Consider the following 22,368-nt stretch of genomic DNA (forward strand, 5'->3'; position numbering starts at 1 on the left):
CTTCGCGTTGAGCTCCTACAGGTCCGCTGGTCAACTCGTAGGAGCGCTTCAGGCAGCTTGACTGGCTATGCGCGATTGTCGGGGAGAAGCTCCCCTCTTACAGAATCGCTCAAGCTTCGCGTTGAGCTCCTACAACAGGTCGAAGACCAATAAATCTCAGGCACAAAAAATGCAGCCCGTAGGCCGCTTCTTTAAGAACAACTAATCAGATCTTAAGAGAACTGGTTAGAAGTGTTGTTACACCTCGGCTCTCAGCGTTCTCACCAGCAACGCTTTTCTTAAATGGCTTTGTGGTCGTCGACCGCAAAGACATTCTTTGCATCTCAAAAAGAGACAGGCACAAAAAAAGCGGCCCGTAGGCCGCTTCTTCAAGAACAACTAATCAGATCTTAAGAGAACTGGTTAGAAGTGTTCTTAGCACCACCGGCTTTCAGAGCGTTCTCACCAGCAAAGTATTCTTTGTGGTCGTCGCCCATGTCAGAGCCAGCCATGTTCTGGTGCTTAACGCAAGCGATGCCTTGACGGATCTCTTTACGCTGTACGCCTTCAACATAACCCAGCATGCCCTGCTCACCGAAGTACTCTTTAGCCAGGTTGTCCACAGACAGTGCAGTCGTGTGGTAAGTAGGCAGAGTGATCAGGTGGTGGAATACGTTCGCTTCGCGAGAAGTATCCGCCTGGAAGGTCTTAACGCGAGCGTCAGCAGCAGCAGACAGCTCAGAATCGTCGTATTCAGCAGACATCAGATTGTTACGATCGTATGCAGAAACGTCTTTACCTTCAGCTTCCCATGCATCGTAGGTCTGCTGACGGAAGTTCAGAGTCCAGTTGAATGATGGAGAGTTGTTGTAAACCAGTTTCGCATCTGGGTGTACTTTACGTACTTCGTCCATCATGCCTTTGATTTCGTGTACTGTAGGTACTGCAGTTTCGATCCACAGCAGGTCAGCACCAGCGTTGATAGCTTCGATACAGTCGAATACGCAACGCTCGTGGCCAGTGCCCTGACGGAACTGGTACAGACCAGAAGGCAGACGCTTAGGACGAACCAGCTTGCCGTCACGGTTCAGCAGTACGTCGCCGTTCTTAACGTCTTCAACGTTAACTTCTTCAACGTCCAGGAATGAGTTGTAAACGTCACCCTGATCGCCTTTCTCACGAACAACAGCGATTTCTTTAGTCAGGCCAGCACCTTCAGAGTCAGTACGTGCAACGATAACACCGTCGTCAACGCCCAGCTCAAGGAATGCGTAACGCAGAGCGCGCAGCTTAGCGTGGAAGTCAGCGTGTGGAACGGTCACTTTACCGTCCTGGTGACCGCACTGCTTCTCGTCAGCAACCTGGTTTTCGATCTGCAGGCAGCAAGCACCCGCTTCGATCATCTGCTTAGCCATCAGGTAAGTCGCTTCAGCGTTACCGAAACCAGCGTCGATGTCAGCAATGATTGGTACGATGTGAGTCTCGTAGTTGTCAATCTGACCCTGGATTTCTGCTTCTTTAGCAGAATCACCAGCTTCGCGAGCTGCGTCCAGGGCACGGAACAGACCACCCAGTTCACGAGCGTCAGCCTGACGCAGGAAGGTGTACAGTTCGTTAACCAGTGACGCTACAGCAGTTTTCTCGTGCATAGACTGGTCAGGCAGAGGACCGAACTCAGAACGCAGAGCTGCAACCATCCAACCAGACAGGTAGAGGTAACGACGCTTAGTAGAACCGAAGTGCTTCTTGATAGAGATCAGCTTCTGCTGACCTACAAAACCGTGCCAGCAACCCAGAGACTGAGTGTACTTAGTCTTGTCTTTGTCGAACTCTGCCATGTCTTCGCGCATGATCTTGGCAGTGTAACGAGCGATGTCCAGACCAGTTTGGAATTTGTTCTGAGCGCGCATGCGTGCTGCTGATTCTGGGTCGATAGCATCCCATGGGCTACCAGCTGCTTCTTTCAGCGCTGCTACCGCTTTGATGTCTTCTTGATAAGTTGACATAAGTCAGTCCTTAAAAGAGTGGGTTGAAAAGTTTCACGGAGCAGCGAAATTGCTGATCCGCGACTTCTGACAGAGCGAATAGTAGTGCTTTAGATCCCATAATTAAAATCAATAGTATCTATATGTACTATTTCCTCAATGAATGGGCATAAAAGGGAGTTCAGTCGTCTGCGGGAGGCAGGAAAATCGTGAAAGTTGTGCCTTCTCCGATCTCACTTTCAACGGTAATGCGTCCGTTATGTTCCTCAATGAATCCGTGGGAAAGTGACAGCCCGAGCCCTGTACCCTCTCCGACAGGTTTCGTGGTGAAGAAAGGCGTAAAGAGCAGATTGAGATGCTCTTTACTGATGCCGTGGCCGTTGTCCTGGAAACGGATCTCAATGTAACCGTTGTTGTAGGTTGTGGATATGTGAATGTCGCCGTTCTCGTCAACAGCCTGATTCGCATTAGCGATCATGTTGGTGAACACCTGGTTTAACTTTCCGAAATAGCCCTTCACTTTGGGTAGCTCGCCGTAGTCGACGTGTACCTGCGCATGGTATTTGGTCTGGTTGCTGAGTATGTTTACAGCGCCGCGCACACACTCATTGATGTCGACCAGGTCCATCTCACCGCTGTCTTCCCGGGTGAAGGATTTAAGATCCGCGACGATCTGCTTGACGCGTTCAAGGCCTTCGATGGTTTCGGAGGTAAGACTCTCGAAGTCCATCAGCAGATACTCTACGTCGTACCGCGTCAGGCCTTCCCGCCACGCCTCGCGTATCTTTTCTCCATCGGCGTCGCTGTTAACCAGCTTGTCCATGGTGAATACAAACGTCTGAATATCTGACATTCCTTCCGACATGGTGCAGAAGTTACTGTAGATAAAGCCGATCGGGTTGTTGATTTCATGCGCAACGCCAGCAGAGAGAACACCCAGAGACGCCATTTTTTCATTATGCAGAAGTGCTTTCTGGTTCTCCTGCATACTGTCATGAGCTTGCTGTAACTTACGGAATGAGTCGTAGAGCTCCCGGGATTTATCCTCGAGCATCTGCTCTGCCTGCTTCCGCAACGTTTTCTCCCTCAGGTAAGCCGCACGATAGTCTTCAGTCATCTGGCCCCCCAACAGTTATCACAATATGGCAGGTTTCATCTCCGTGGTGCATACATTGTGGTTGCTGGACACTCACCTGCTCTTTGAAATGCTTAGCAGAACCACTGATCAGGCCTTCAGCAAGATGACATAACTTGCGTTGCGACTTATAGATCATCGTCAGCGTATGCCCCCCCTCCTCTTCGTAAGAAAAAGACGGCAGGTTTGCATCCGGATAAAACTTAAGTACTTCACCATGTACGATCTGGTCGACAGACTTCAGAAAATCGATCAGGCCGTCACTGTTCTCGAAAAAAACCGGGAAGCGACCATAGAATTCGGTAACCATGAATTCACCAAACGTCCGAAGCAAGGTGGGGATATCGTGGCCCGTCATTTCAGAAGCTGCACCCAACAAAGCAACCATTTCACTGTCGTCGTAGCTTTCCGACGACAGGTACATGCCGTGTGACCCCGCTTTCTCGAGGAGCTGGTTCCAGCCTTCAAGGCCGAATTTTTCTTCAATCATGTCTCTGAGGATGTCGAACACTACCCCTTTCATATCACCCTCCTATCTCTTTGGTTATATCGGTTTGCTTTTCAACCGCCACATCCAGTGTTCTTCCCGACCAGTTCTGCAAGTGACTCAAACGACTGATCAGCTCACTGGTGAGAGCGTGCCCTTTACGTAACAGAATCATGCCTTTCTCACTATAAAGGTCCTGAGCTAACACCATTCCCGCTTCCAGTTCATCTGTCCCCAGATAAGAGGCGTCCTCAGAAAGGTTTTCGGTGTCGAAGGCACCGCATTCCTCACAAAAGATATTCAGTATGGCCGGGTCGTATCTCATATTGCTCTGGCGAACCAACTCAGCTTTTGCTTGCTGTGGCTCTATTTCTTCGCCGGTGAAACGCCCACGGATAAGATCAGTGTAGTCTCTTACTATCGCTATAATGCGTGCACCCGCAGGTATGGAAGACCCGGAAAGATGATCGGGGTATCCGGAACCGTCAAACCGCTCAAACTGACTTCTCAACATAGCGGCGCTATGACGCATCCCCGGAATACCCATTAAAGCGGCTTCAGCGAGTACCGGCACCTGCGCGTACTGCTGCATATCGGCACCGTCGAACTCCACCAGCGGCTTATTCAACAACTCATCCGGCAAACCTATATTGCCAAGATCCGCAAGTAAGGATGCGTCACGGATTTCACGGATGTCTGAATCTGCAAAACCTAGTGCTTCTGCGAGTGACTCGGCCATGGAAGAGCGCAACTCTGCTGCTGCAGCGGCGCCGGGCTCACGCAAGGCACCGAGGCTGGAAGCAAGACGAAGCACATGGCCGTAGCTTTTCTGAAGATCGTCGAAAGCGTGCTCGAGTAGTCTGGCGTTGAGGCGAAGCTCCTCTGTTCGTTCCGTTACTCGCTTCTCGAGCGAACTGTTAAGTTCTTCCAGCTCCTGATTTTTGCTCACAAGTTCTGTCTGGAGACGCTGATTTCTTGCCTCAAGCAGGCGAGTGTGCAGGCTTTCTTCGATCAAAGCCCGAAGCTTGTTATCGTCCCAGGGTTTGGTCAGGTACTGATGAATCTGCCCTTCGTTGATTGCGCGTATCGTAGACTCCATGTCGGAATGACCAGTGAGCAGGAATCGCAGCGTATCCGGGGACCGATCAGCAACGGTTTTAAGCAACTCAGCGCCATCGGCACCGGGCATACGCATGTCGCTGATGACGAGATCGACATCGGTATTTTCGAGTATGTAGAGTGCATCACTGACAGATGACGCCGTAGTGATATCGACATCCAGCCGACCCAGAGAGCGTGTCAGGGATTTGAGAATATTTTCCTCGTCATCAACCAGAAGAATAACGGGTTTCACGGGCTTCTCATTGTCCTGGTCTGCTGCATCTGCAAACGCCATGAAATCACTCCGAGCAAGGGGAACTGATTTCAGTCTAGACAAAGCTGTGATGCATGCCTGAACCTTACGTAATATTCCCGTAAGGCCATATCCAGAATGTCACATTAGGCAGGTTGGCATTCTGGTCTACCCGGCAGCCAGAGCCTCCGCTGCGGCTGCAGCGCTGGCCCAGGCCCACTGAAAGTTAAAACCACCAAGGTGACCGGTTACGTCAACAACCTCACCGATAAAGAACAAGCCCGGCACCTTACGGGACTCCATCGTCTGCGACGAAAGCTCGGTCGTGTCGACGCCACCAATCGCAACTTCTGCGGTCCGGTAACCCTCAGTGCCCGCCGGTCTGACACGCCACTGATGCAGGGACTCAGCCAGCGCCTTGATGGTCTTCTTACCCGTTTCAGCGAGAAAGCGGTCTTCAAACTGGTGATGGGCAAGCCATTGTTCGGCAAACTTCTGTGTTGTCAGGCTCGCCAGCCAGGTCTTGAGATGGGTTTTACCTTTCTGTTGCTGAGCCTCTTTGAAGGCTTCAGTCAGGTCGATCCCCGGCAGAAGGTTGATTTCAACCGTGTCTCCCTGAGTCCAGTATGAAGAAATCTGCAGGATCGCCGGGCCACTCAAGCCCCGGTGTGTAAAGAGTAAGTCGTCATTAAACACCTGATCACCACAGGTTACAGACGCTGGTAAGGCGGTACCCGAGAGCGCTTTACACAAAGTGCTCAACTGATCTGTAATGGTAAATGGCACCAGTGCGGCGCGCGGCGCAAACACCTGATGTCCGAATTGACGGGCAAGATCATAACCAAAGCCCGTGGCCCCCAGAGTCGGTATCGACGGCCCCCCTGTTGCAACCACCAGCGAACGACACGAATAATCACCGGCCGAGGTTTTCAGGGTGAAGCCTGTATCACGCTTACTGACTTCCTCTACCGAGGTATTCAGCTGTACTTCAGCCCCTGCCCGACGGCACTCTTCAAGCAACATTTCAAGAATGTCCGAGGATTTGTTATCACAAAACAACTGCCCGTCTTTCTTCTCATGGAACGGAATACCGTACTGACTGACCAGATCGATAAAGTCCCACTGTGTATACCGGGAGAGTGCTGACTTACAGAAATGTGGATTCTGGCTGAGATAACAGGCGGGTTCGATGTAGTAGTTAGTGAAGTTGCAACGCCCCCCACCCGACATCAGAATTTTCTTACCCGCCTTGTTGGCGTGGTCCAGTACTGTGACCGTGCGCCCTTCGGCGGCGGTGCGTGCAGCACAGAATAAACCTGCTGCTCCGGCACCAATAATGATGACATCTGTGGTCGTCGACATTCTTATTCCTGCTATTGCCCTGCTGTTTGCGGCTGTTATTATGCCAGCGTTTCGTGACTGACTGGACTGCTGATATGCCCCTGATTGATCGGGAAGGATTGATAAAGGCGTCAGGCCTCGCTGAATGGCAGGCTGACATTGTACTCAGATTATTAAAAATTCCTCAGCTGACGAAAATCTATGACCGTGTTGATCGCCAGCATGGCATTGATCTTATTGAAGACGCACTGAAAGATCAGAACATCCAGTTAGATTACGATGTCGAACGATTAGCTCAGGTTATTCCCAAAAGCGGCCCTTTTATTACGGTGTCGAATCATCCCTTCGGATTCCTGGACGGCATCATTCTGCTTTTGATTATCGGCCGTATACGCCCCGAGTACCGGGTCATTGCGAACTTCCTGCTGGCCTACTTTGAGCCCTTCTCCGATCTGTTTATCACAGTGAATCCATTCGAGAACAGTGGCCCAAAGGCGATGGGGGGTACACAGAAGTCATTAGATCAGTTGAGCAAAGGGCTGGGCCTGGGGTTATTCCCGGCTGGAGAAGTATCCACCTGGTACAAAGGTCAGTCGGGTATCAAAGACAAAAGCTGGTCACTCTCCAGTATGCGGCTTATTAAGCGCGCGGATGTTCCGGTCATCCCCATCTATTTTGATAGCCAGAACAGCCTGAGCTTTCACCTGCTCGGCAAGGTACATCCGCTGATCCGTACGTTGCGGATTCCTGCTGAGTTTCTTAAGAAGCAGAATAAAACCATCCGGATGGTGATTGGTGACCCCATTCTGCCTGAACAGGTTACGCCATTATCAGATGAAGAACTCGCAGACTGGCTCAAAAACACAACTTACGGCCTTAAGGGCCTGTCCTGAGCGCCCTTCGTTGATCTCCCCTTGAGAGGAGATCAGAATAACTCGGCGTCACTACCGGCAAATGAACTGGCCAATTGAGAAAGAGTCGAGACCTCATTTTCCAGCCTCTGAATCGCTTCAGCGACTTCAGAGGTTGAGGAGAACGCCTTTTCTATGGCAGTACGAATAGAATCAAATCGCTCAGCCACTGTTTTATTCAGTGCATTCTGGCTCTCACTCGATTCCGATAACCCCGACAAATACGCATTAATCTCGTTGGAAGTGTTCAGTAACACACCGACTGCTTCATTGAATTTATTAGAGCTGTCTCGCCCGCGCGATGCCAGCTCGCTGACCTGTCGCATGGATTCCTGAGCCTGATGAGTAATGCTGAGAATGCCGCTAACTTTTTCACTTATCTCGCCACTGGAGCGATGCGTGCGCTCTGCTAACTGGCGTACTTCGTCAGCAACCACAGCGAATCCGCGACCATGCTCACCAGCCCGCGCAGCCTCAATAGCAGCATTTAACGCTAACAGGTTCGTTTGCTCTGCAACCGCCTGAATCACGGTGACAATCTCTGAAATCTCACTGCTCCGCCGGTTGAGCTCATCGATGCGAAGCCCGGTTCCGTCACCTGATCTGATACCGCAGCATTCAGATCTTCCCTCGGGAGTTGGTTGTTACTTCCAGACTAGTACCGGGGAAAGACTTTGCATGAAACTGGCAGGTGGTTTACATAACCCCTCAAAATCTGAAGGTCAGTCTTTCAGGAGACGTTTTACCGGAGCGTAAGTCCGACGATGGATAGGACACGGACCCAAAGCTTCGAGAGCCTCAAGATGCGCTTTGGTACCGTAGCCTTTGTGCTTCGCGAAGCCATAACCCGGGTACTGTTCTTCCATGTCGACCATATCACGGTCACGTTGAACTTTGGCCAACACAGAAGCTGCTGAGATTGCTGCAACTCTGGCATCCCCCTTGATCAGGGCGGTAGCAGGTATGTTTAAATCAGGCAGCTTATTACCATCGATCAGAGCGTGGTCGCACGGAACACGCAACCCTTCGACAGCGCGCGTCATAGCCAGCATCCGGGCATTGAGGATGTTGATGCTATCAATCTCTTCGACCGATGCGCTGGCAATACAGAAGTCGACGGCTTTTTCACGAATTTCGTCGAACAGTCGCTCGCGCTTTTTCTCGGTCAGTTTTTTCGAGTCTGTGAGTTCAGGAATCGGCTTATCGGGATCAAGGATCACAGCGGCAGCTACGACGTCACCGCAAAGCGGACCAGCACCCGCCTCATCAACGCCACAGTAGATCAGCCCCCCGCGAATAAGACCGGCTTCTTCTTCGGTTATTTCTGGCTCGGTTATTTCTGGCTCGATCATCTCTGAATCAGCCACTTCTGGCTTGCTGATGTCAGTCATCTGGCTTTCAACAGCTGGCTGATGGCTTCAGCAGCTTCTTCATCTGCGTTTCGCTGAAGCTGACGATGGATAAACTGGAAGGTTTCCTGCAGTTGATGCACGGTGTCGTTATCTTCAAGTCGCTCTGCAAGCGCCGCCGCCAGCTTTTCTGGCTGAGCATCATGCTGCAGCAATTCAGGGACAACCTCCCGGCCCGCAAGCAGGTTTGGGAGAGAGATAAACTCCTGTGTCACCATACGCTTGAGAATCCAGTAAGTCAGCGGTGCCAGACGGTAGCTGACTACCATAGGCCGCTTCATCAGCATGGCTTCTAAGGTCGCGGTTCCTGAGGCCAGAAGGATCACGTCGGCAGCCGCCATACAGGTTTGCGACTGACCAAGAATAATTTTTACCGGCAACACTTCCGGGTATTCATTCACCAGCTGCTCGACCTGATCACGACGCTCAACACCAGGGACAGGAATAATAAACCTGAGGTCCGGATCTTTTTTCAGCATCAGGCTTGCCGTATCCAGAAACAGCTTACCCAAACGCGAGACTTCACTGCCCCGACTACCTGGCATCAGGCAGACGGTTTTCTTATTCAGTTCCAGGCCGAGATTTTCTCTGGCGGGTGTTTTGGGCGTCTCGAATGGAATTTTGTCTGCCAGATGGTGGCCAACAAAACGTACCGGTACTTTGTGGTTCTCATAAAATCGCGCCTCGAAAGGAAAAAGTGTCAACATCAGGTCGACGGCTTTTTCAATCTTGAGAACACGCTTCTGGCGCCAGGCCCAGACGGAAGGACTGACGTAATGAACGGTTTTAATCCCTGCAGCGCGAAGCTGCTGTTCGAGCCCCAGATTAAAATCAGGCGCGTCGATACCGATAAACACATCGGGCGGGTTCGCAATCCAGTCACGGACGAGTTTCTTGCGTACGTTGATCAACTCAAACAGGCGGCCGAGCACTTCGACCAGGCCCATCACAGAGAGACGCTCCATCGGCACAAAGCTGACCATACCTTCGCTTTGCATCATTGGGCCACCGATGCCTTCAAACGTCGCTTCTGGGTATTTTTCCTTCAACGAGCGGATAAGACCGGCGCCCAGCATATCTCCGGAAGTCTCTCCGGCCACCAACGCGATTCGCATATCAGCGGATAATCCCTCGACTGGCAGCTTCGATACTTTCGAGCAGCATGGCTACGCCAGCATCCTCTGCTGCCACAGGCGCAAGCGCTTCTTTGGCTTCTGCCAGAGTCAGGTTCTGACGATAGATCGTCTTATAGGCTGCACGGATACGCATGATGCTATCTTTTTCGAAGCCGCGACGCTTCAGGCCTTCACTGTTAATGCCATGAGGTTGCGCCGGATACCCCTGCGCCATCACAAACGCTGGAATGTCCTTCAGAACGACAGTCCCTGCACCGCACATGGCATGGGCGCCAATCATGCAGAACTGGTGAACCTGAGTTGAGCCACCAAGAATCGCCCAGTCACCGACATGGACATGACCCGCTACGTTAGTGTCGTTGGCCAGAATGCAGTGATCACCAATCACCGCATCGTGAGCGACGTGAACATTCACCATAAAGAGGTTGTCGCTACCAACAATGGTGGTGCCTTTATCCTGAACCGTACCACGATGGAAAGTACAGGCCTCGCGGATAACGTTGTTGTCACCGATCACCAGAGTCGTCGGCTCGCCAGCGTACTTTTTATCCTGACACTCTTCACCGATAGTTGAGAACTGGAAAATACGGTTGTTCTTACCGATCGTCGTTGGGCCTTTGATAACTACGTGAGGACCAACAACGGTTCCTTCACCGATCTCGACGTCCGGACCAACAATAGAGAAAGGACCGATTTCAACACCCTCTGCAATTTTCGCAGCAGGATCGATCACAGCTCTTGGGTCAATCATGCCACCTCCAGAGTATGTTCAGCGCAAATAATGTGAGCACAGCAGACAACCTCACCATCCACTTCAGCCTTGCAGTCAAACTTCCAGATACCTCGACGGCGGCTGACGAATGCTGCTTTCAGAATCAGCTGATCACCGGGCATAACAGGACGCTTAAAACGCACATTGTCTGAGCCGGCAAAATAGAAAATGGTATTCGGATCACGGGCTTCACCGATCATCATCATGCCCAGATAGCCTGCCGCCTGAGCAAGAGCCTCAAGCGTCAGTACACCTGGCATCACCGGGTGGCCTGGAAAGTGACCGTTAAAGAAGTTCTCATTTATGGAGACGTTCTTCAGTGCCTCAATATTGGAGTTTTCTTCTGGGTCAGTTGCGCAGGACAAAATTCTGTCCAGCAGCAGGAAGGGATACCGGTGAGGCATCACCCGCTGAATCTGTTCAATGGTTGCACCGGACATGCATCAGTCCTTCAGTTGTTTTTCTAAGTCTTTAATACGCCTTGCCATACTGTCTAACTGACGGAAGCGGGTCGCCGCTTTACGCCAGTCATTAATCGGCATCTGCGCAGTCCCGGTGGCATAGCCACCCGGAGTGTTAATCGATTTACTGATGACGGTTTTCGGGGCAACAAAAACGCCGTCGCAAAGCTCGAGATGACCTGCAACACCAGCATTTCCCGCCAGCGTGCAATGCTTGCCAAGCTTAGTGCTGCCAGCAACACCGGCCTGAGCTGCCATCGCGGTCCCATCACCCAGTTCAACGTTATGAGCGATCTGTACGTGATTATCGAGGATGACGTTATCACCGATCACCGTGTCGCCCAGCGCACCGCGGTCGACACAACTGTTGGCTCCGATTTCGACATCGTTGCCAATGCGCACGCCACCCAGCTGCATGATTTTGACCCAACGCCCTTTGTCAGGCGCAAAACCGAAACCATCAGCGCCGATCACAGTTCCGGAGTGGATTCTCACCCGCTCTCCGAGAGTAACGTCGTGATAGAGCGTGACGTTGGCATTAAGGTGGCATCCACCACCCAACATACAATGATCACCAATCACCGTACCCGCACCGATTTCACAATCGTCGCCGATAATCGCGTCTTCGCCAATTACGACATTAGCCGCAATCCGACATCCCGCACCTACTTTTGCCGACTCTGAGATCACCGCGGTCGGATGAACGCCAGAGGCAGTACGTGGGCGGTTATCGAATAACTGAGTAGCTAGGGCAAACGCCAGGTAGGGATTGTCACAGACAAGAGCACTGCCTGGGACTAGTTCTGCATCGGCATCACGAACGATAACCGCACTCGCCGCAGAATCTGCAAGCTGCTTGCGGTAACTTTCGTTGGCCAGAAAAGCAATTTCACCGGAGGATGCTTCCTTTAAGGTCGCAACTCCGGTGATCTGCTGATTACCGTCACCACGAAGCTCTGCTCCGAGGTGATCGGCCAATTCAGATAGACTGATCTGCACGGGAGGATCGTCCGTTATTATTTCTCAGCGTTAAGACGTTCCAGCAGCAGTTTGGTGATATCTGCTTTTGGAGACTTGTAGATGGCTGCCTGAGCATTCAGAACAACGTCGTAGCCCTCTTTGTCGATCAGCTCTTTCAGGGTTTTTTCCAGGCTCGGAAGCTGCTTCTGGAAAAGTTCCTGACGCCACTTCTGTTCCAGCTTCTGCAGTTTATTGCCGTAGAACTGGTATTCCTGACCCTTGGTCTCAAATTCATTTTTGATTGCACGAGCTTCTTCGTCACTCATGAAATCTTTTTCTTTTTCGATTTTTTTCTGAAGTTCAGTCAGACTTTCCTGAAGACCTTTCAGTTTATCGATATCAGCTTTGTTAGCTTTCTCGAATTCTTTCAACGCTTCCTGTGTCGCATCAGAAAGGAACAACGCTCGCTCCATGTCGACGACAGCGACTTTGGTTGCCTCGGCTGCGACCGCTACGTTGATGGTTGCTGCTGCAATGAGTGCCATTATCCAGCGCATTCTGTTCTCCTTTTATAATGATTGTCGTCAGAATACCTGACCCAGTGTAAATTCAAAGCCTTCTGTTCTATCCCCACGCTGTTCGTTCAGTGGGAATGAGTAAGTAAATGTCAGAGGTCCGATTGCCGTTATCCACGTCAAGCCAACACCTGTGCTGTAACGAAGCTCTTCAAACTGCAGGCCTTCATCACAGAATGGGTGTGAATTAAAGCTTGGCAGGTCAATATCAGAGGGCACATAACATTCACTGCTGAAGGTATTACCCGCATCCAGGAAGACAACACTACGTACGGAGCTGCGGTCCTCGATGAACGGGGTTGGGAAAATCAGTTCCAGACTACCTTCCACCAGCATGTTACCGCCTAAGGCGCGCTCGGTTTCACGGAAGAAAGGTGCCGTTACAACGGCGCCAGAGCTGTCCGTCTCGTAAGATGGAACGTAGCCAGCACTGTTAGAAATTGCTGTTGCTCCACCATCGGCGTCTTTGATGTAAATAACCTGAGGCGCACTGTCGCTGGTCAGTGGTCGGCCTAACTCGTCCGTCTCATACACGACATTGCCAGCTGCATCGGTCTCAGCCAGGCTGACGGGTACGTACTCAGGCAAGCCTTTTGGTCCGAGGCTGTTGATCTGATAGCCACGCACAGCACCAATACCACCGGAACGGAAGTTTTTGAAGAACGGCAGACGCTCGAGGTCACCGAAGCCATCGCCATATCCCAGGTCAGTTCTCAGACGCAAGCTCCACTCGGTTGCCAGCGGGAAGTAGTAGTTCGACGTATAGCTGGTCTTGTAATACGTCAGGTCACTGCCCGGCACAGATATATCGGCTTTTACCTCATGCTCCATACCATCGGTCGGGAACAGACCGCGGTTGAGGGAGCTGTAACGCCAGCTGAGGCCAAGTGTGTATTCATCGAACACATCACCTTCTGAGTCGATAAAGTCAGTAATTTCAGCAGGAACCGTCACCCCTTCAAACATTTCGGTATTCGCATAACCGACCGAGAACGACAAACGCTGGCGGCGAGAAATCGGATACCCGAAGGTTACGTTACCGCCATAAGTGTTGGTCTGGTAATCGCTTACCGTACTCAGACTTTCGAAGTCGGTTTCACGATAGAAGAAGTTAAAGCCACGGCTGACGCCATCGACGGTGTAATACGGGTTCAGGTACGAGAAGTTATAAGACTCAACCGTATCCGTCTTCTGCACACCGAGAGACATACGGTTACCACTGCCCATAAAGTTATTCTGGCTGACGCTGGCACCGAGGATCATGCCTGAACCCGCGGCATAACCGATGTTAAAGTTCAGACTGCCGCTCAATTGCTCTTCGACCGTATAGTTAACATCGATCAGGTCATCGGTTCCCGGAACCGCTGGAGTTTCCACGTTAACTGTTTTGAAGAAGCCCAGCTGATTCAGGCGATTTTTACCGGCTTCAATTTTCTCGGTAGATGCCCAGCCGCCTTCCATCTGAATCATCTCACGACGCAGCACTTCATCACGGGTTCCGTCGTTACCTGAGAACTGCACGCTACGCACGTAGGTACGCTTACCAGGCTCAACGTAGAAGGTCATGTCGACCAGGCGCTCTTCGTCATCGATTTTTGGAATACCGTTCACTTTAGCGAAGGTGTAGCCGTCGTTGCCGAGACGCTTAGTCATCAGGTCACTGGTGAACGTAACCCGTCGGCGTGAGAACACATCACCTTCTTTCACCATGTACAGGCGAGTCAGTTCGTCTTCATCAACGACCAGATCACCTGCGAGTTTTACATCGCGGATATTGTAGAGCTCACCTTCCGACACACTGACGGTGATGTAGACACCACGTTTATCGGGAGAGACCGACACCTGAGTTGATTCGATATTGAAGCGAATATAACCACGATCGAGATAGTAGGAGCGCAGTGTTTCGAGATCACCGGCCAGCTTCTCGCGGCTGTATTTATTGTCGCTGGAGTACCATGACCAGAAGTTCGTGCTCTGCAAAGCCAGCGGGCCCAGCAGTTCCTCATCCGGGAAAATTTCGTTACCGACAATATTGATGTGCTCAATAGTCGCAACGTTGCCTTCGTCGACATTAATTTTCAGTGCCACCCGGTTGCGCGGCAGAGGTTCTACGTCAGTAATAATACCGGCGTCGTAACGGCCCTGAGCAACGTACTGTCGCTCCAGCTCGAGTGAAATTCGTTCAAGGGTTGAGCGTTTGAAGACAAGGCCTTCGGCCAGCCCACTCTGCTTCAGACCATCCATCAGTGCTTCTGTCTGAATCGCTTTGTTGCCTTCAATTTCGATAGAGGTAATGGTCGGCAGCTCGACCATGCGTACAACAAGCACATTACCGTCGCGGTACAGCTCGATATCTTCAAAGAAACCTTCACGGAACAGTGCACGCGTCGCCTCAGCGATACGTGCGTCGTCCACAGTATCGCCCGTTGCAATCGGGAACGCCGAGAATACGGTACCTGCCGAGACCCGCTGAAGCCCTTCAAGGCGAATATCTTCAACGGTGAAGGAGGCAGCATGGAGTGAGGCAGACAAGAGCCAGAGGGATATAACCGACAGCAGAAAACGCATGTAAATAAAAACCCAGTCGCCACCTCCTCAGAGGCGGCTTATATCATTGTAGAAAGCGACAATCATCAGCATGAGCAACAACATCATGCCTACTTTTACCGCAGCGATCTGAACAGACTCTGGCAGTGGTTTACCACGAATCAGCTCAGCCGTATAAAACAAAATGTGACCACCGTCGAGCATGGGCACAGGTAACAGGTTAAGTACGCCCAGCGACACACTCAGCAGCGCCAGAAAGTTAACAAAAACAATAAGGCCGCCCGACGCAGAATCGCCGGCTACTTTAGCAATGGTGATGGGGCCGCTCAAGTTCTTTACGGAGACATCGCCCATCAGCATTTTCCACAAGGAGTCCAGCGTCAGTACGATCAGGCTCCAGGTTTTGTCGACACCCATCACAAATGCCTTCACAGGGCCCGGGTGAACTTCTCTCACCCAGTCATCCGGCGCAACCGGAGCAACCGGCATCACACCAATACGGCCAATGACTTCGCCGCTCTCCAGGGTGATACTCTGTGGCCAGGCTTCGACTTCAATAATCTCACCGGCGCGATCCACTTCAACACGTACCGACGTGCCCGCTGAATTACGAATCAGGGTCACCCAGTCCTGCCAGTTGGCGATCTCCTCACCATTCGCAGCAATCAAAGTATCACCGGCCTGAAGCCCCGCAGCCTCTGCTGCCGAGTCTTCCATTACCTGAGAAATTTCCAGCGGAATCTCTGGCATCCGCGGTGTAATACCCAATTTGCTCAGAGGGTCTGGCCCTTCTTCTTCACTTAACCAGCGGTTAAGCGGCAGGCTCAACTCAACCGGGCGTCCGTCACGAATGACTTCCAGGCTGACGGTGCGCGTCTCTCCCAGAAAGGACAACAGTTCCCAGCTGACGTCCTGCCACGACTGAGTACTCTCACCATCAATCGCACTCAGTTCGTCACCCGGCAGTACCCCTGCGATTGCAGCGGGCGAACCCTCAGCAATGACAGACGCTACCGGGATAAACTGCTTTGAGCCAGCCCAGAAAAGTAAGGTATAGACAAGTATTGCGAAGAGGAAATTAGCAATCGGACCCGCTGATGCAATCGCAATCCGCGCCCATGGAGACTTACTGTTAAATTCCTGATCACGTAAATGCTCAGCAACCGGAGCTTCCCGGCTATCCAGCATTTTGACATAACCGCCCAATGGGATAGGCGCCAGAGAGTACTCGGTGCCGTGGCGATCTTTCACAGAGAACAGAGGTTTACCAAAGCCAACAGAGAATCTGAGCACCTGAACCCCAGCCCGGCGAGCAACCCAGAAGTGACCATATTCATGAATAACCACCAGAATACTGATCGCTATGATGAAATATAACAGCGTCAAAGGCTCTCCTCCTGAAGAAAACTTTCAGCGGTTGCTCGCGCCCAGCTGTCCGCCGACAGCACAGCATCCAGCGAATCGGCGCTCACTACAGAGTGCTGATCCATCACCTTTTTAATCAACGCAGGAATCGTCGTAAACCGGATGTCTTCGCGCAGGAAAGCCGCTACAGCGACTTCATTCGCTGCATTCAGTACCGCAGGCATGGTACCGCCTTGCGCAAAAGCTATCCTGGCGAGAGCCAGACAAGGAAAATTCTCTTCGTCCGGCGCTTCAAAGTTGAGTCGCGCGATATCAAAAAGATTCAGTGACTCGACGCCAGCCTCAATACGCTCTGGCCAGGCCATACCATATGCAATCGGGGTGCGCATATCTGGCTGACCTAACTGCGCCAACACTGAACCATCGCAATACTGAACCATCGAGTGAATAACGCTTTCCGGGTGAACGACGACTTCTACATCGTCAGCGGCACAGTTAAACAGGAAACAAGCTTCGATTAACTCGAGGCCCTTATTCATCAGGGTGGCAGAGTCGACTGATATTTTGGCACCCATCGACCAGTTCGGGTGAGCAACGGCCTGAGAAGGCGTTACATCGTTCAGTTCAGAAGACTGACGTCCGCGGAAAGGCCCGCCGGATGCTGTCAGCAATATCTTACGAATCCCACTCGCATCCAGACGACCTGCATAGTCAGCCGGCATAGACTGGAAGATGGCGTTATGTTCACTATCGATTGGAAGTAACTCTGCGCCGCCCTTCTTCACAGCATCCAGGAATAAGGGGCCAGCCATGACCAGACTTTCTTTGTTCGCCAGCAGAACCCTCTTGCCCGCATTCGCACCAGCAAGAGTAGGCAAAAGCCCGGCAGCACCAACAATTGCTGCCATGACCTGATCAACACGCTCATCAGAAGCAACCTGAACCAGTGCATCCTCCCCATTCAGTACTTCGGTGACACAGTCCTCTGGCAACTGTTCGCGCAATTGAGCTGCCGCACTGGCATCCGCCATCACCGCATAACGCGGTGAAAACTCAGCAATCTGTCCGGCCATCTCTGCCACACGCGTCGCCGCAGTCAGAGCGTACACACGATATTTTTCAGGGTGACGACGTACCACATCTAAGGTACTGCAACCGATAGAGCCCGTAGAACCCAGCACGGTAATCCACTGCGTCATACAGCGAGGCCCCAATTGAGCAACATCATCATAAACGCAAATACGGGCACAGCCGCCGCCATGCTATCAATCCGATCCATCACACCACCGTGTCCCGGTAGCAGCGATGAGCTGTCTTTGATACCACGATGTCGCTTCATCATACTTTCAACCAGATCTCCCAACACAGAGATCACAGTGGTCGCAGCAGTAATGACAAAAATCTTCACAACATCTTCTGTCGTCAGAGGTTGCAGCCACAGATCCAGACCGACACAGGTTACTGCAGCCAGGAAGATGGTTGTGGCAAAGCCGCCCCAGAAACCAGCCCATGACTTCCCGGGGCTCACGTGTGGCGCCAGCTTGCTGTTGCCCCACTTACGACCTGCAAAGTAGGCTCCTGTATCAGCCCCCCAGACCACCAGCATGACATAGATGATCAGCAGAGAGCTGTGTGGCTCTTCTTTCAGGTGCATAAAGCCTACCCACATAGGGATAAGTACACACAAACCGAGGAAGGCTCTGATCACACGAGCATTCCAGATGTCGGTACCACCCGGGTAACGCTTCACCAGAGCAAAAGCGACCGTCCACCATAAGGTGCCGGCAGCAAGAAACCAGATTTTCCACTCTGGGTTGATGCGGAGAAATCGGGCACTGATGTAGAGGCAGACAAATACGAAGAAGGCGTAGAGAATACGGCTCCAGTTTTTTTTGTAGCCCGCGATATTCGCCCACTCCCATGCACCGATACTGCAGATCGCTGCGATGAAAAATGCGAAAGGCTTGAGCGGCAGGAAGAAGATACCCACAATCATTACCGGAGCGAGTATCAATGCCGTTATAACGCGCTGCTTAGTCACCGTTCTTGGCTTCCTTTAACTGATCATCAGTCCGCCCGAAGCGCCGCGTCCGGCTGGCAAAGGCGTCTAATGCTTTTTTATATTCTTCTTCTTTGAAATCAGGCCAGAGTACGTCTGAAAAATAGAACTCAGCATAAGCCGTCTGCCACAACATAAAGTTGCTGATACGCTGCTCTCCACCGGTACGGATCATCAGATCCGGCGCTGGGAACTCGCTTAGCCAGGTGTATTGGTGCAAACTGTGCTCAGTGATATCTTCGGGCTGCATCCGACCTGCTTTTACTTCCTCGGCCATACGACGCGCCGCCTGAGCGATGTCCCACTGCCCGCCATAGTTCGCCGCTACCACCAGCGTCATACCATCGTTAGACTGAGTCATTGCTTCAGATTCGGCCACCAGGCCCTGGATTTTTTCAGAAAAAGCGGAGAGGTCGCCCATGATTTTCAGGCGGATATTATTCTTGTGAAGCTTTTTTACTTCCCGTTGCAGGGCTGCAATAAACAGCTGCATAAGTGCACTGACCTCCTGCTCAGGGCGGCGCCAGTTCTCACTGCTGAATGCGAACAGAGTGAGCACCTCAACCCCTGCTTTCGCAGATGTCTCAACGACTGCTCTGACCGCATCCACACCCGCTTTATGCCCTGCCACACCCGGTATAAACCGCTTTTTCGCCCAGCGGTTATTGCCGTCCATGATTATGGCAACATGGCGCGGCACACTTCCCTGTGCTGCACTGGAGTCATCAATACTTGTGGACATGTCCGATCAGACCTTCATCAGGTCTTTTTCTTTCTCTGCAAGCAGGTCGTCTACCTGGCCGATGAACTTATCCGTCAGTTTCTGGATAGCATCTTCTGCGCCGCGTGACTCGTCTTCAGTAATTTCTTTCTCTTTAAGAAGGTCTTTCACACTGCCGTTTGCATCACGGCGGATATTACGCACAGAGACCCGACCTTTTTCAGCTTCAGCACGAGCCTGTTTGATGTAGTCTTTACGGGTTTCTTCTGTCAGCGCAGGCATTGGCAGACGGATAGTATCGCCGTTAGTTGCCGGGTTCAGACCCAGATCAGATTTCAGAATGGCTTTCTCAATCTGTGGTACCAGGTTCTTTTCCCAAGGGTTGATCGCAAGACTACGACCGTCTTCAACAATAACGTTTGCAACCTGATTGATCGGTGTGGGTGTACCGTAATAATCGATCATCACGCTATCAAGAATCGCTGGATTAGCACGACCAGTACGAACTTTCTTAAATGCCTCTACCAGAGCTGCAACGCTCTTGCTCATACGATCTTCAGCGTCTTTCTGGATTTCATTAATCATGCTTTTTCTCCACTTACAATCAGGGTTCCATGATCGCCACCAGTCATCAGGCGACCCAGTACTCCCGTATCATTCATATTGTACACACGCAGTGGCATGTCATGATCCTGCGCCAGAACGATTGCAGTCAGGTCCATCACACCCAGTTGTTTTTCAAGGACTTCGCTGTACGTCAGCAGGTCGTACTTCTCTGCAGTCGGGTCCTTCTTCGGATCGGCAGTATACACGCCATCGACATTCGTCGCTTTCAGAACCAGATCTGCATTGATTTCGATACCACGCAGACACGCAGCAGAGTCGGTCGTAAAGAAAGGATTACCGGTACCGGCTGAGAAGATAACAACATCGCCCTGATTCAGGGCACGGATCGCACTACGGCGATCGTAGTGATCAACGACACCACTCATCGGAATCGCCGACATAACACGGGTCGGCATATTAGAGCGTTCGAGGGCATCACGCATCGCCAGAGCGTTCATCACAGTGGCCAGCATACCCATATGGTCACCAGCGACACGATCCAGACCAGCCTCGCTGAGTGCCTTACCACGGAACAGGTTGCCACCACCAATCACAAGACCTACCTGAACTCCCAGACCACGAAGCTGAGCAATTTCCAGCGCCATACGATCGAGTACTTTAGGATCAATACCGAAATCCAGCTCGCCCATCAGGGCCTCACCGCTGAGTTTCAGCAGAATTCGCTTATATTTCGCGCTTTTTTGCTCGGCCATGAACCTTCTCCTGAAAATGTTTGGCGTATTCTACGTATATTTGCTTCAGACATATACAAATATGCCGGGCAAGCCCGGCATATTAATGGTGGTTTTCAGAATGTGAGCCCCACCGGTGCTGTTATCAACCTTTCAGCTGTGCAGCAACCTCAGCAGCGAAGTCAGTCTCTTCGACTTCGATACCTTCACCTACTTCCATACGCAGGAAACTGATGACTTCTGCACCGCCTTCTTTCGCCAGCTGACCAACAGTCAGGTCTGGGTTCTTAACAAAAGGCTGCTCGAGCAGGCTGTTTTCCTTCAGGAACTTCTTGATACGACCGCCCATCATCTTCTCAACGATCTCATCTGGCTTACCAGCCATGTCAGGCTGTGCCTTGATGATCTCTTTTTCTTTCTCGAGAACGTCAGCAGGCATATCTTCGCCACGTACAACACGTGGGTTAGATGCTGTAACGTGCATAGCGATGTCCTTCGCCAGCTCTTCGTTACCGCCATTCAGAGCAACGATACAGGCAATTTTGCCGTTTGAGTGAACGTATGCACCAACAGTGTCAGCTTCTACGATTGCTGGACGACGTACAGTGATGTTCTCACCGATTTTCTGAACCAGAGCTTCACGAGCGTCTTCCAGTTCACCAGCCATCAGTGCAGCAACGTCCACTTCTTTAGTCTCAGCCAGCTTAGCTACGACTTTGTCTGCGAACGCAGCGAAGTTAGCGTCGCCAGCAGCGAAGTCAGTTTCAGAGTTGATTTCAACAATAACAGCATTGCCTTCACCAACTACAACACGCAGCTTACCTTCAGCAGCGGTACGGTCAGCTTTCTTAGCAGCCTTGAGGCCTGAGTTCTTGCGCAGATCTTCGATTGCCTGGTCGATGTCACCGCCAGCAGCAGTCAGTGCTTTTTTGCACTCCATCATGCCTAGGCCAGTACGTTCACGCAGCTCTTTTACCTGGGCAGCAGATACAGTTGCCATGTGGAATATCCTCTTAAATCTATAAATTGACGATAAAGATTTAAAAAAAGGGGCTAAGCCCCTTTTTTCGTATTCAGCTCTGATTACTCAGCCGCTGGCGCTTCTTCAGCAACTTCAACAAACTCATCAGCAGATGCGCCGCCTTGCTTGCCTTCCAGGATCGCGTCTGCAGCTGCAGAAACGTAGATCTGGATAGCGCGGATTGCATCGTCGTTACCTGGGATAACGTAGTCGATGCCATCTGGGTTAGAGTTAGTATCAACGATACCGATCACTGGAATGCCCAGCTTGTTGGCTTCCTGAACAGCGATACGCTCGTGATCTACGTCGATAACGAACATAGCGTCTGGCAGACCGCCCATCTCTTTAATACCACCGATAGAACGCTCGAGCTTGTCCATCTCACGTGAACGCATCAGAGCTTCTTTTTTGGTCAGCTGTTCAAAAGTACCGTCTTTCTGCTGTGCTTCGAGGTCACGCAGACGCTTGATAGACTGACGGATAGTTTTGTAGTTGGTCAGCATACCGCCCAACCAACGGTGAGCAACAAACGGCATGTTCGCGCGTTCTGCCTGCTCTTTGATGATCTTACCTGCTGCGCGCTTAGTACCAACAAACAGAACCTTGTTGTTTTTCGCAGCCATACCTTCGATCAGTTTCAGCGCGTCGTTAAGTGCTGGAACAGTCTGCTCGAGGTTGATGATATGAATTTTGTTACGGGCGCCGAAGATGTACTGACCCATTTTTGGGTTCCAGTAACGAGTCTGGTGACCGAAGTGTACGCCTGCTTTCAGCAGGTCACGCATGCTAACTTGTGCCATTGTTTTACTACCTTATATGTAGGGGTTATGCCTCCACGAACCCTGAGCCCCG

Annotated in this window: 22 protein-coding genes; 1 reads left to right on the plus strand and 21 read right to left on the minus strand. The window is 51.5% G+C overall.

Annotated elements, in window-relative coordinates; genetic code table 11:
* Positions 1–389: 389 nt before the first annotated feature.
* From B3007_RS05600 to B3007_RS05620, 5 genes are all read right to left on the minus strand, one after another.
* The gene (locus B3007_RS05600) at positions 390–1,985 is read right to left on the minus strand and encodes an isocitrate lyase (RefSeq protein WP_301378557.1); all 1,596 of its coding nucleotides are present in this window, start codon (positions 1,983–1,985) and stop codon (positions 390–392) included.
* Between the two features lie 160 nt (positions 1,986–2,145).
* On the minus strand, positions 2,146–3,081 hold the full coding sequence (locus B3007_RS05605; RefSeq protein ID WP_301378558.1) for a sensor histidine kinase: 936 nt from the start codon (positions 3,079–3,081) through the stop codon (positions 2,146–2,148).
* Positions 3,074–3,622: a heme NO-binding domain-containing protein gene (locus B3007_RS05610; RefSeq protein ID WP_301378559.1), complete on the minus strand. Its 549-nt coding sequence runs from the start codon at positions 3,620–3,622 to the stop codon at positions 3,074–3,076. The genes B3007_RS05605 and B3007_RS05610 overlap by 8 nt, the downstream gene beginning before the upstream one ends.
* Before the next feature lies 1 nt (position 3,623).
* Positions 3,624–4,982, minus strand: coding sequence for an HD domain-containing phosphohydrolase (locus tag B3007_RS05615; RefSeq protein WP_301378560.1), 1,359 nt, complete (start codon positions 4,980–4,982; stop codon positions 3,624–3,626).
* A 126-nt stretch (positions 4,983–5,108) separates the two neighbouring features.
* Positions 5,109–6,302, minus strand: coding sequence for an NAD(P)/FAD-dependent oxidoreductase (locus B3007_RS05620; protein WP_301378561.1), 1,194 nt, complete (start codon positions 6,300–6,302; stop codon positions 5,109–5,111).
* Positions 6,303–6,376: 74 nt separating this feature from the next.
* Here B3007_RS05620 and B3007_RS05625 point away from each other — a divergent pair, with 74 nt between their 5' ends.
* Complete coding sequence (locus tag B3007_RS05625; protein ID WP_297533400.1) at positions 6,377–7,174, plus strand: lysophospholipid acyltransferase family protein; 798 nt, start codon at positions 6,377–6,379, stop codon at positions 7,172–7,174.
* A 32-nt stretch (positions 7,175–7,206) separates the two neighbouring features.
* Here B3007_RS05625 and B3007_RS05630 read toward each other — a convergent pair whose 3' ends face one another.
* From B3007_RS05630 to rpsB, 16 genes are all read right to left on the minus strand, one after another.
* Positions 7,207–7,722: a methyl-accepting chemotaxis protein gene (locus tag B3007_RS05630; RefSeq protein WP_414716214.1), complete on the minus strand. Its 516-nt coding sequence runs from the start codon at positions 7,720–7,722 to the stop codon at positions 7,207–7,209.
* A 192-nt stretch (positions 7,723–7,914) separates the two neighbouring features.
* Positions 7,915–8,583, minus strand: a complete 669-nt coding sequence (rnhB, locus tag B3007_RS05635) for a ribonuclease HII (RefSeq protein ID WP_297533401.1) — start codon at positions 8,581–8,583, stop codon at positions 7,915–7,917.
* Positions 8,580–9,716 (minus strand): lipid-A-disaccharide synthase, encoded by a 1,137-nt coding sequence (gene lpxB, locus B3007_RS05640; RefSeq protein WP_068441138.1) that lies wholly within the window; start codon positions 9,714–9,716, stop codon positions 8,580–8,582. Before lpxB ends, rnhB begins: the two co-directional genes overlap by 4 nt.
* 1 nt (position 9,717) lies before the next feature.
* On the minus strand, positions 9,718–10,488 hold the full coding sequence (gene lpxA, locus B3007_RS05645; protein ID WP_068441136.1) for an acyl-ACP--UDP-N-acetylglucosamine O-acyltransferase: 771 nt from the start codon (positions 10,486–10,488) through the stop codon (positions 9,718–9,720).
* Entirely contained in the window at positions 10,485–10,949 is a 465-nt protein-coding gene (gene fabZ / locus B3007_RS05650) for a 3-hydroxyacyl-ACP dehydratase FabZ (protein WP_068441133.1), read from the minus strand. Before fabZ ends, lpxA begins: the two co-directional genes overlap by 4 nt.
* Before the next feature lie 3 nt (positions 10,950–10,952).
* Positions 10,953–11,969, minus strand: coding sequence for a UDP-3-O-(3-hydroxymyristoyl)glucosamine N-acyltransferase (gene lpxD / locus B3007_RS05655; protein WP_301378564.1), 1,017 nt, complete (start codon positions 11,967–11,969; stop codon positions 10,953–10,955).
* Between the two features lie 17 nt (positions 11,970–11,986).
* Positions 11,987–12,487, minus strand: coding sequence for an OmpH family outer membrane protein (locus B3007_RS05660; RefSeq protein WP_068441127.1), 501 nt, complete (start codon positions 12,485–12,487; stop codon positions 11,987–11,989).
* Positions 12,488–12,514: 27 nt separating this feature from the next.
* Positions 12,515–15,073 (minus strand): outer membrane protein assembly factor BamA, encoded by a 2,559-nt coding sequence (gene bamA, locus B3007_RS05665; RefSeq protein WP_301378566.1) that lies wholly within the window; start codon positions 15,071–15,073, stop codon positions 12,515–12,517.
* 27 nt (positions 15,074–15,100) lie between these two features.
* Positions 15,101–16,438 carry an RIP metalloprotease RseP gene (rseP, locus tag B3007_RS05670; RefSeq protein ID WP_301378568.1) on the minus strand — a complete coding sequence of 446 codons (1,338 nt, stop codon included), beginning with the start codon at positions 16,436–16,438 and terminating at the stop codon, positions 15,101–15,103.
* Entirely contained in the window at positions 16,435–17,616 is a 1,182-nt protein-coding gene (gene ispC, locus B3007_RS05675) for a 1-deoxy-D-xylulose-5-phosphate reductoisomerase (protein ID WP_301378570.1), read from the minus strand. The genes rseP and ispC overlap by 4 nt, the downstream gene beginning before the upstream one ends.
* On the minus strand, positions 17,613–18,458 hold the full coding sequence (locus B3007_RS05680) for a phosphatidate cytidylyltransferase (protein WP_301378572.1): 846 nt from the start codon (positions 18,456–18,458) through the stop codon (positions 17,613–17,615). The genes ispC and B3007_RS05680 overlap by 4 nt, the downstream gene beginning before the upstream one ends.
* A complete protein-coding gene (locus tag B3007_RS05685; RefSeq protein ID WP_301378574.1) occupies positions 18,451–19,218 on the minus strand; it encodes an isoprenyl transferase in 768 nt (255 codons plus the stop codon). Before B3007_RS05685 ends, B3007_RS05680 begins: the two co-directional genes overlap by 8 nt.
* 6 nt (positions 19,219–19,224) lie before the next feature.
* On the minus strand, positions 19,225–19,782 hold the full coding sequence (frr, locus tag B3007_RS05690) for a ribosome recycling factor (protein WP_068441105.1): 558 nt from the start codon (positions 19,780–19,782) through the stop codon (positions 19,225–19,227).
* On the minus strand, positions 19,779–20,516 hold the full coding sequence (pyrH, locus tag B3007_RS05695) for a UMP kinase (RefSeq protein WP_068438548.1): 738 nt from the start codon (positions 20,514–20,516) through the stop codon (positions 19,779–19,781). The genes frr and pyrH overlap by 4 nt, the downstream gene beginning before the upstream one ends.
* Positions 20,517–20,640: 124 nt before the next feature.
* A complete protein-coding gene (tsf, locus tag B3007_RS05700) occupies positions 20,641–21,495 on the minus strand; it encodes a translation elongation factor Ts (RefSeq protein WP_068441102.1) in 855 nt (284 codons plus the stop codon).
* Between the two features lie 83 nt (positions 21,496–21,578).
* Entirely contained in the window at positions 21,579–22,316 is a 738-nt protein-coding gene (rpsB, locus tag B3007_RS05705; protein WP_068441099.1) for a 30S ribosomal protein S2, read from the minus strand.
* Positions 22,317–22,368 lie beyond the last annotated feature (52 nt).

Source organism: Thalassolituus sp. UBA675, assembly GCF_002297765.1.
Lineage (GTDB): Bacteria > Pseudomonadota > Gammaproteobacteria > Pseudomonadales > Oceanobacteraceae > Thalassolituus.

Coding starts and splice junctions, on each gene's coding strand:
- lpxB (WP_068441138.1), bottom strand. CDS start 9,716: ATGCGAATCGCGTTGGTGGCCGGAGAGACTTCCGGAGATATGCTGGGC.
- ispC (WP_301378570.1), bottom strand. CDS start 17,616: ATGACGCAGTGGATTACCGTGCTGGGTTCTACGGGCTCTATCGGTTGC.
- B3007_RS05685 (WP_301378574.1), bottom strand. CDS start 19,218: ATGTCCACAAGTATTGATGACTCCAGTGCAGCACAGGGAAGTGTGCCG.
- B3007_RS05625 (WP_297533400.1), top strand. CDS start 6,377: ATGCCCCTGATTGATCGGGAAGGATTGATAAAGGCGTCAGGCCTCGCT.
- B3007_RS05605 (WP_301378558.1), bottom strand. CDS start 3,081: ATGACTGAAGACTATCGTGCGGCTTACCTGAGGGAGAAAACGTTGCGG.
- lpxA (WP_068441136.1), bottom strand. CDS start 10,488: ATGATTGACCCAAGAGCTGTGATCGATCCTGCTGCGAAAATTGCAGAG.
- fabZ (WP_068441133.1), bottom strand. CDS start 10,949: ATGTCCGGTGCAACCATTGAACAGATTCAGCGGGTGATGCCTCACCGG.
- B3007_RS05600 (WP_301378557.1), bottom strand. CDS start 1,985: ATGTCAACTTATCAAGAAGACATCAAAGCGGTAGCAGCGCTGAAAGAA.
- frr (WP_068441105.1), bottom strand. CDS start 19,782: ATGATTAATGAAATCCAGAAAGACGCTGAAGATCGTATGAGCAAGAGC.
- B3007_RS05615 (WP_301378560.1), bottom strand. CDS start 4,982: ATGGCGTTTGCAGATGCAGCAGACCAGGACAATGAGAAGCCCGTGAAA.
- B3007_RS05610 (WP_301378559.1), bottom strand. CDS start 3,622: ATGAAAGGGGTAGTGTTCGACATCCTCAGAGACATGATTGAAGAAAAA.
- B3007_RS05660 (WP_068441127.1), bottom strand. CDS start 12,487: ATGCGCTGGATAATGGCACTCATTGCAGCAGCAACCATCAACGTAGCG.
- B3007_RS05620 (WP_301378561.1), bottom strand. CDS start 6,302: ATGTCGACGACCACAGATGTCATCATTATTGGTGCCGGAGCAGCAGGT.
- rnhB (WP_297533401.1), bottom strand. CDS start 8,583: ATGACTGACATCAGCAAGCCAGAAGTGGCTGATTCAGAGATGATCGAG.
- pyrH (WP_068438548.1), bottom strand. CDS start 20,516: ATGGCCGAGCAAAAAAGCGCGAAATATAAGCGAATTCTGCTGAAACTC.
- bamA (WP_301378566.1), bottom strand. CDS start 15,073: ATGCGTTTTCTGCTGTCGGTTATATCCCTCTGGCTCTTGTCTGCCTCA.
- rpsB (WP_068441099.1), bottom strand. CDS start 22,316: ATGGCACAAGTTAGCATGCGTGACCTGCTGAAAGCAGGCGTACACTTC.
- tsf (WP_068441102.1), bottom strand. CDS start 21,495: ATGGCAACTGTATCTGCTGCCCAGGTAAAAGAGCTGCGTGAACGTACT.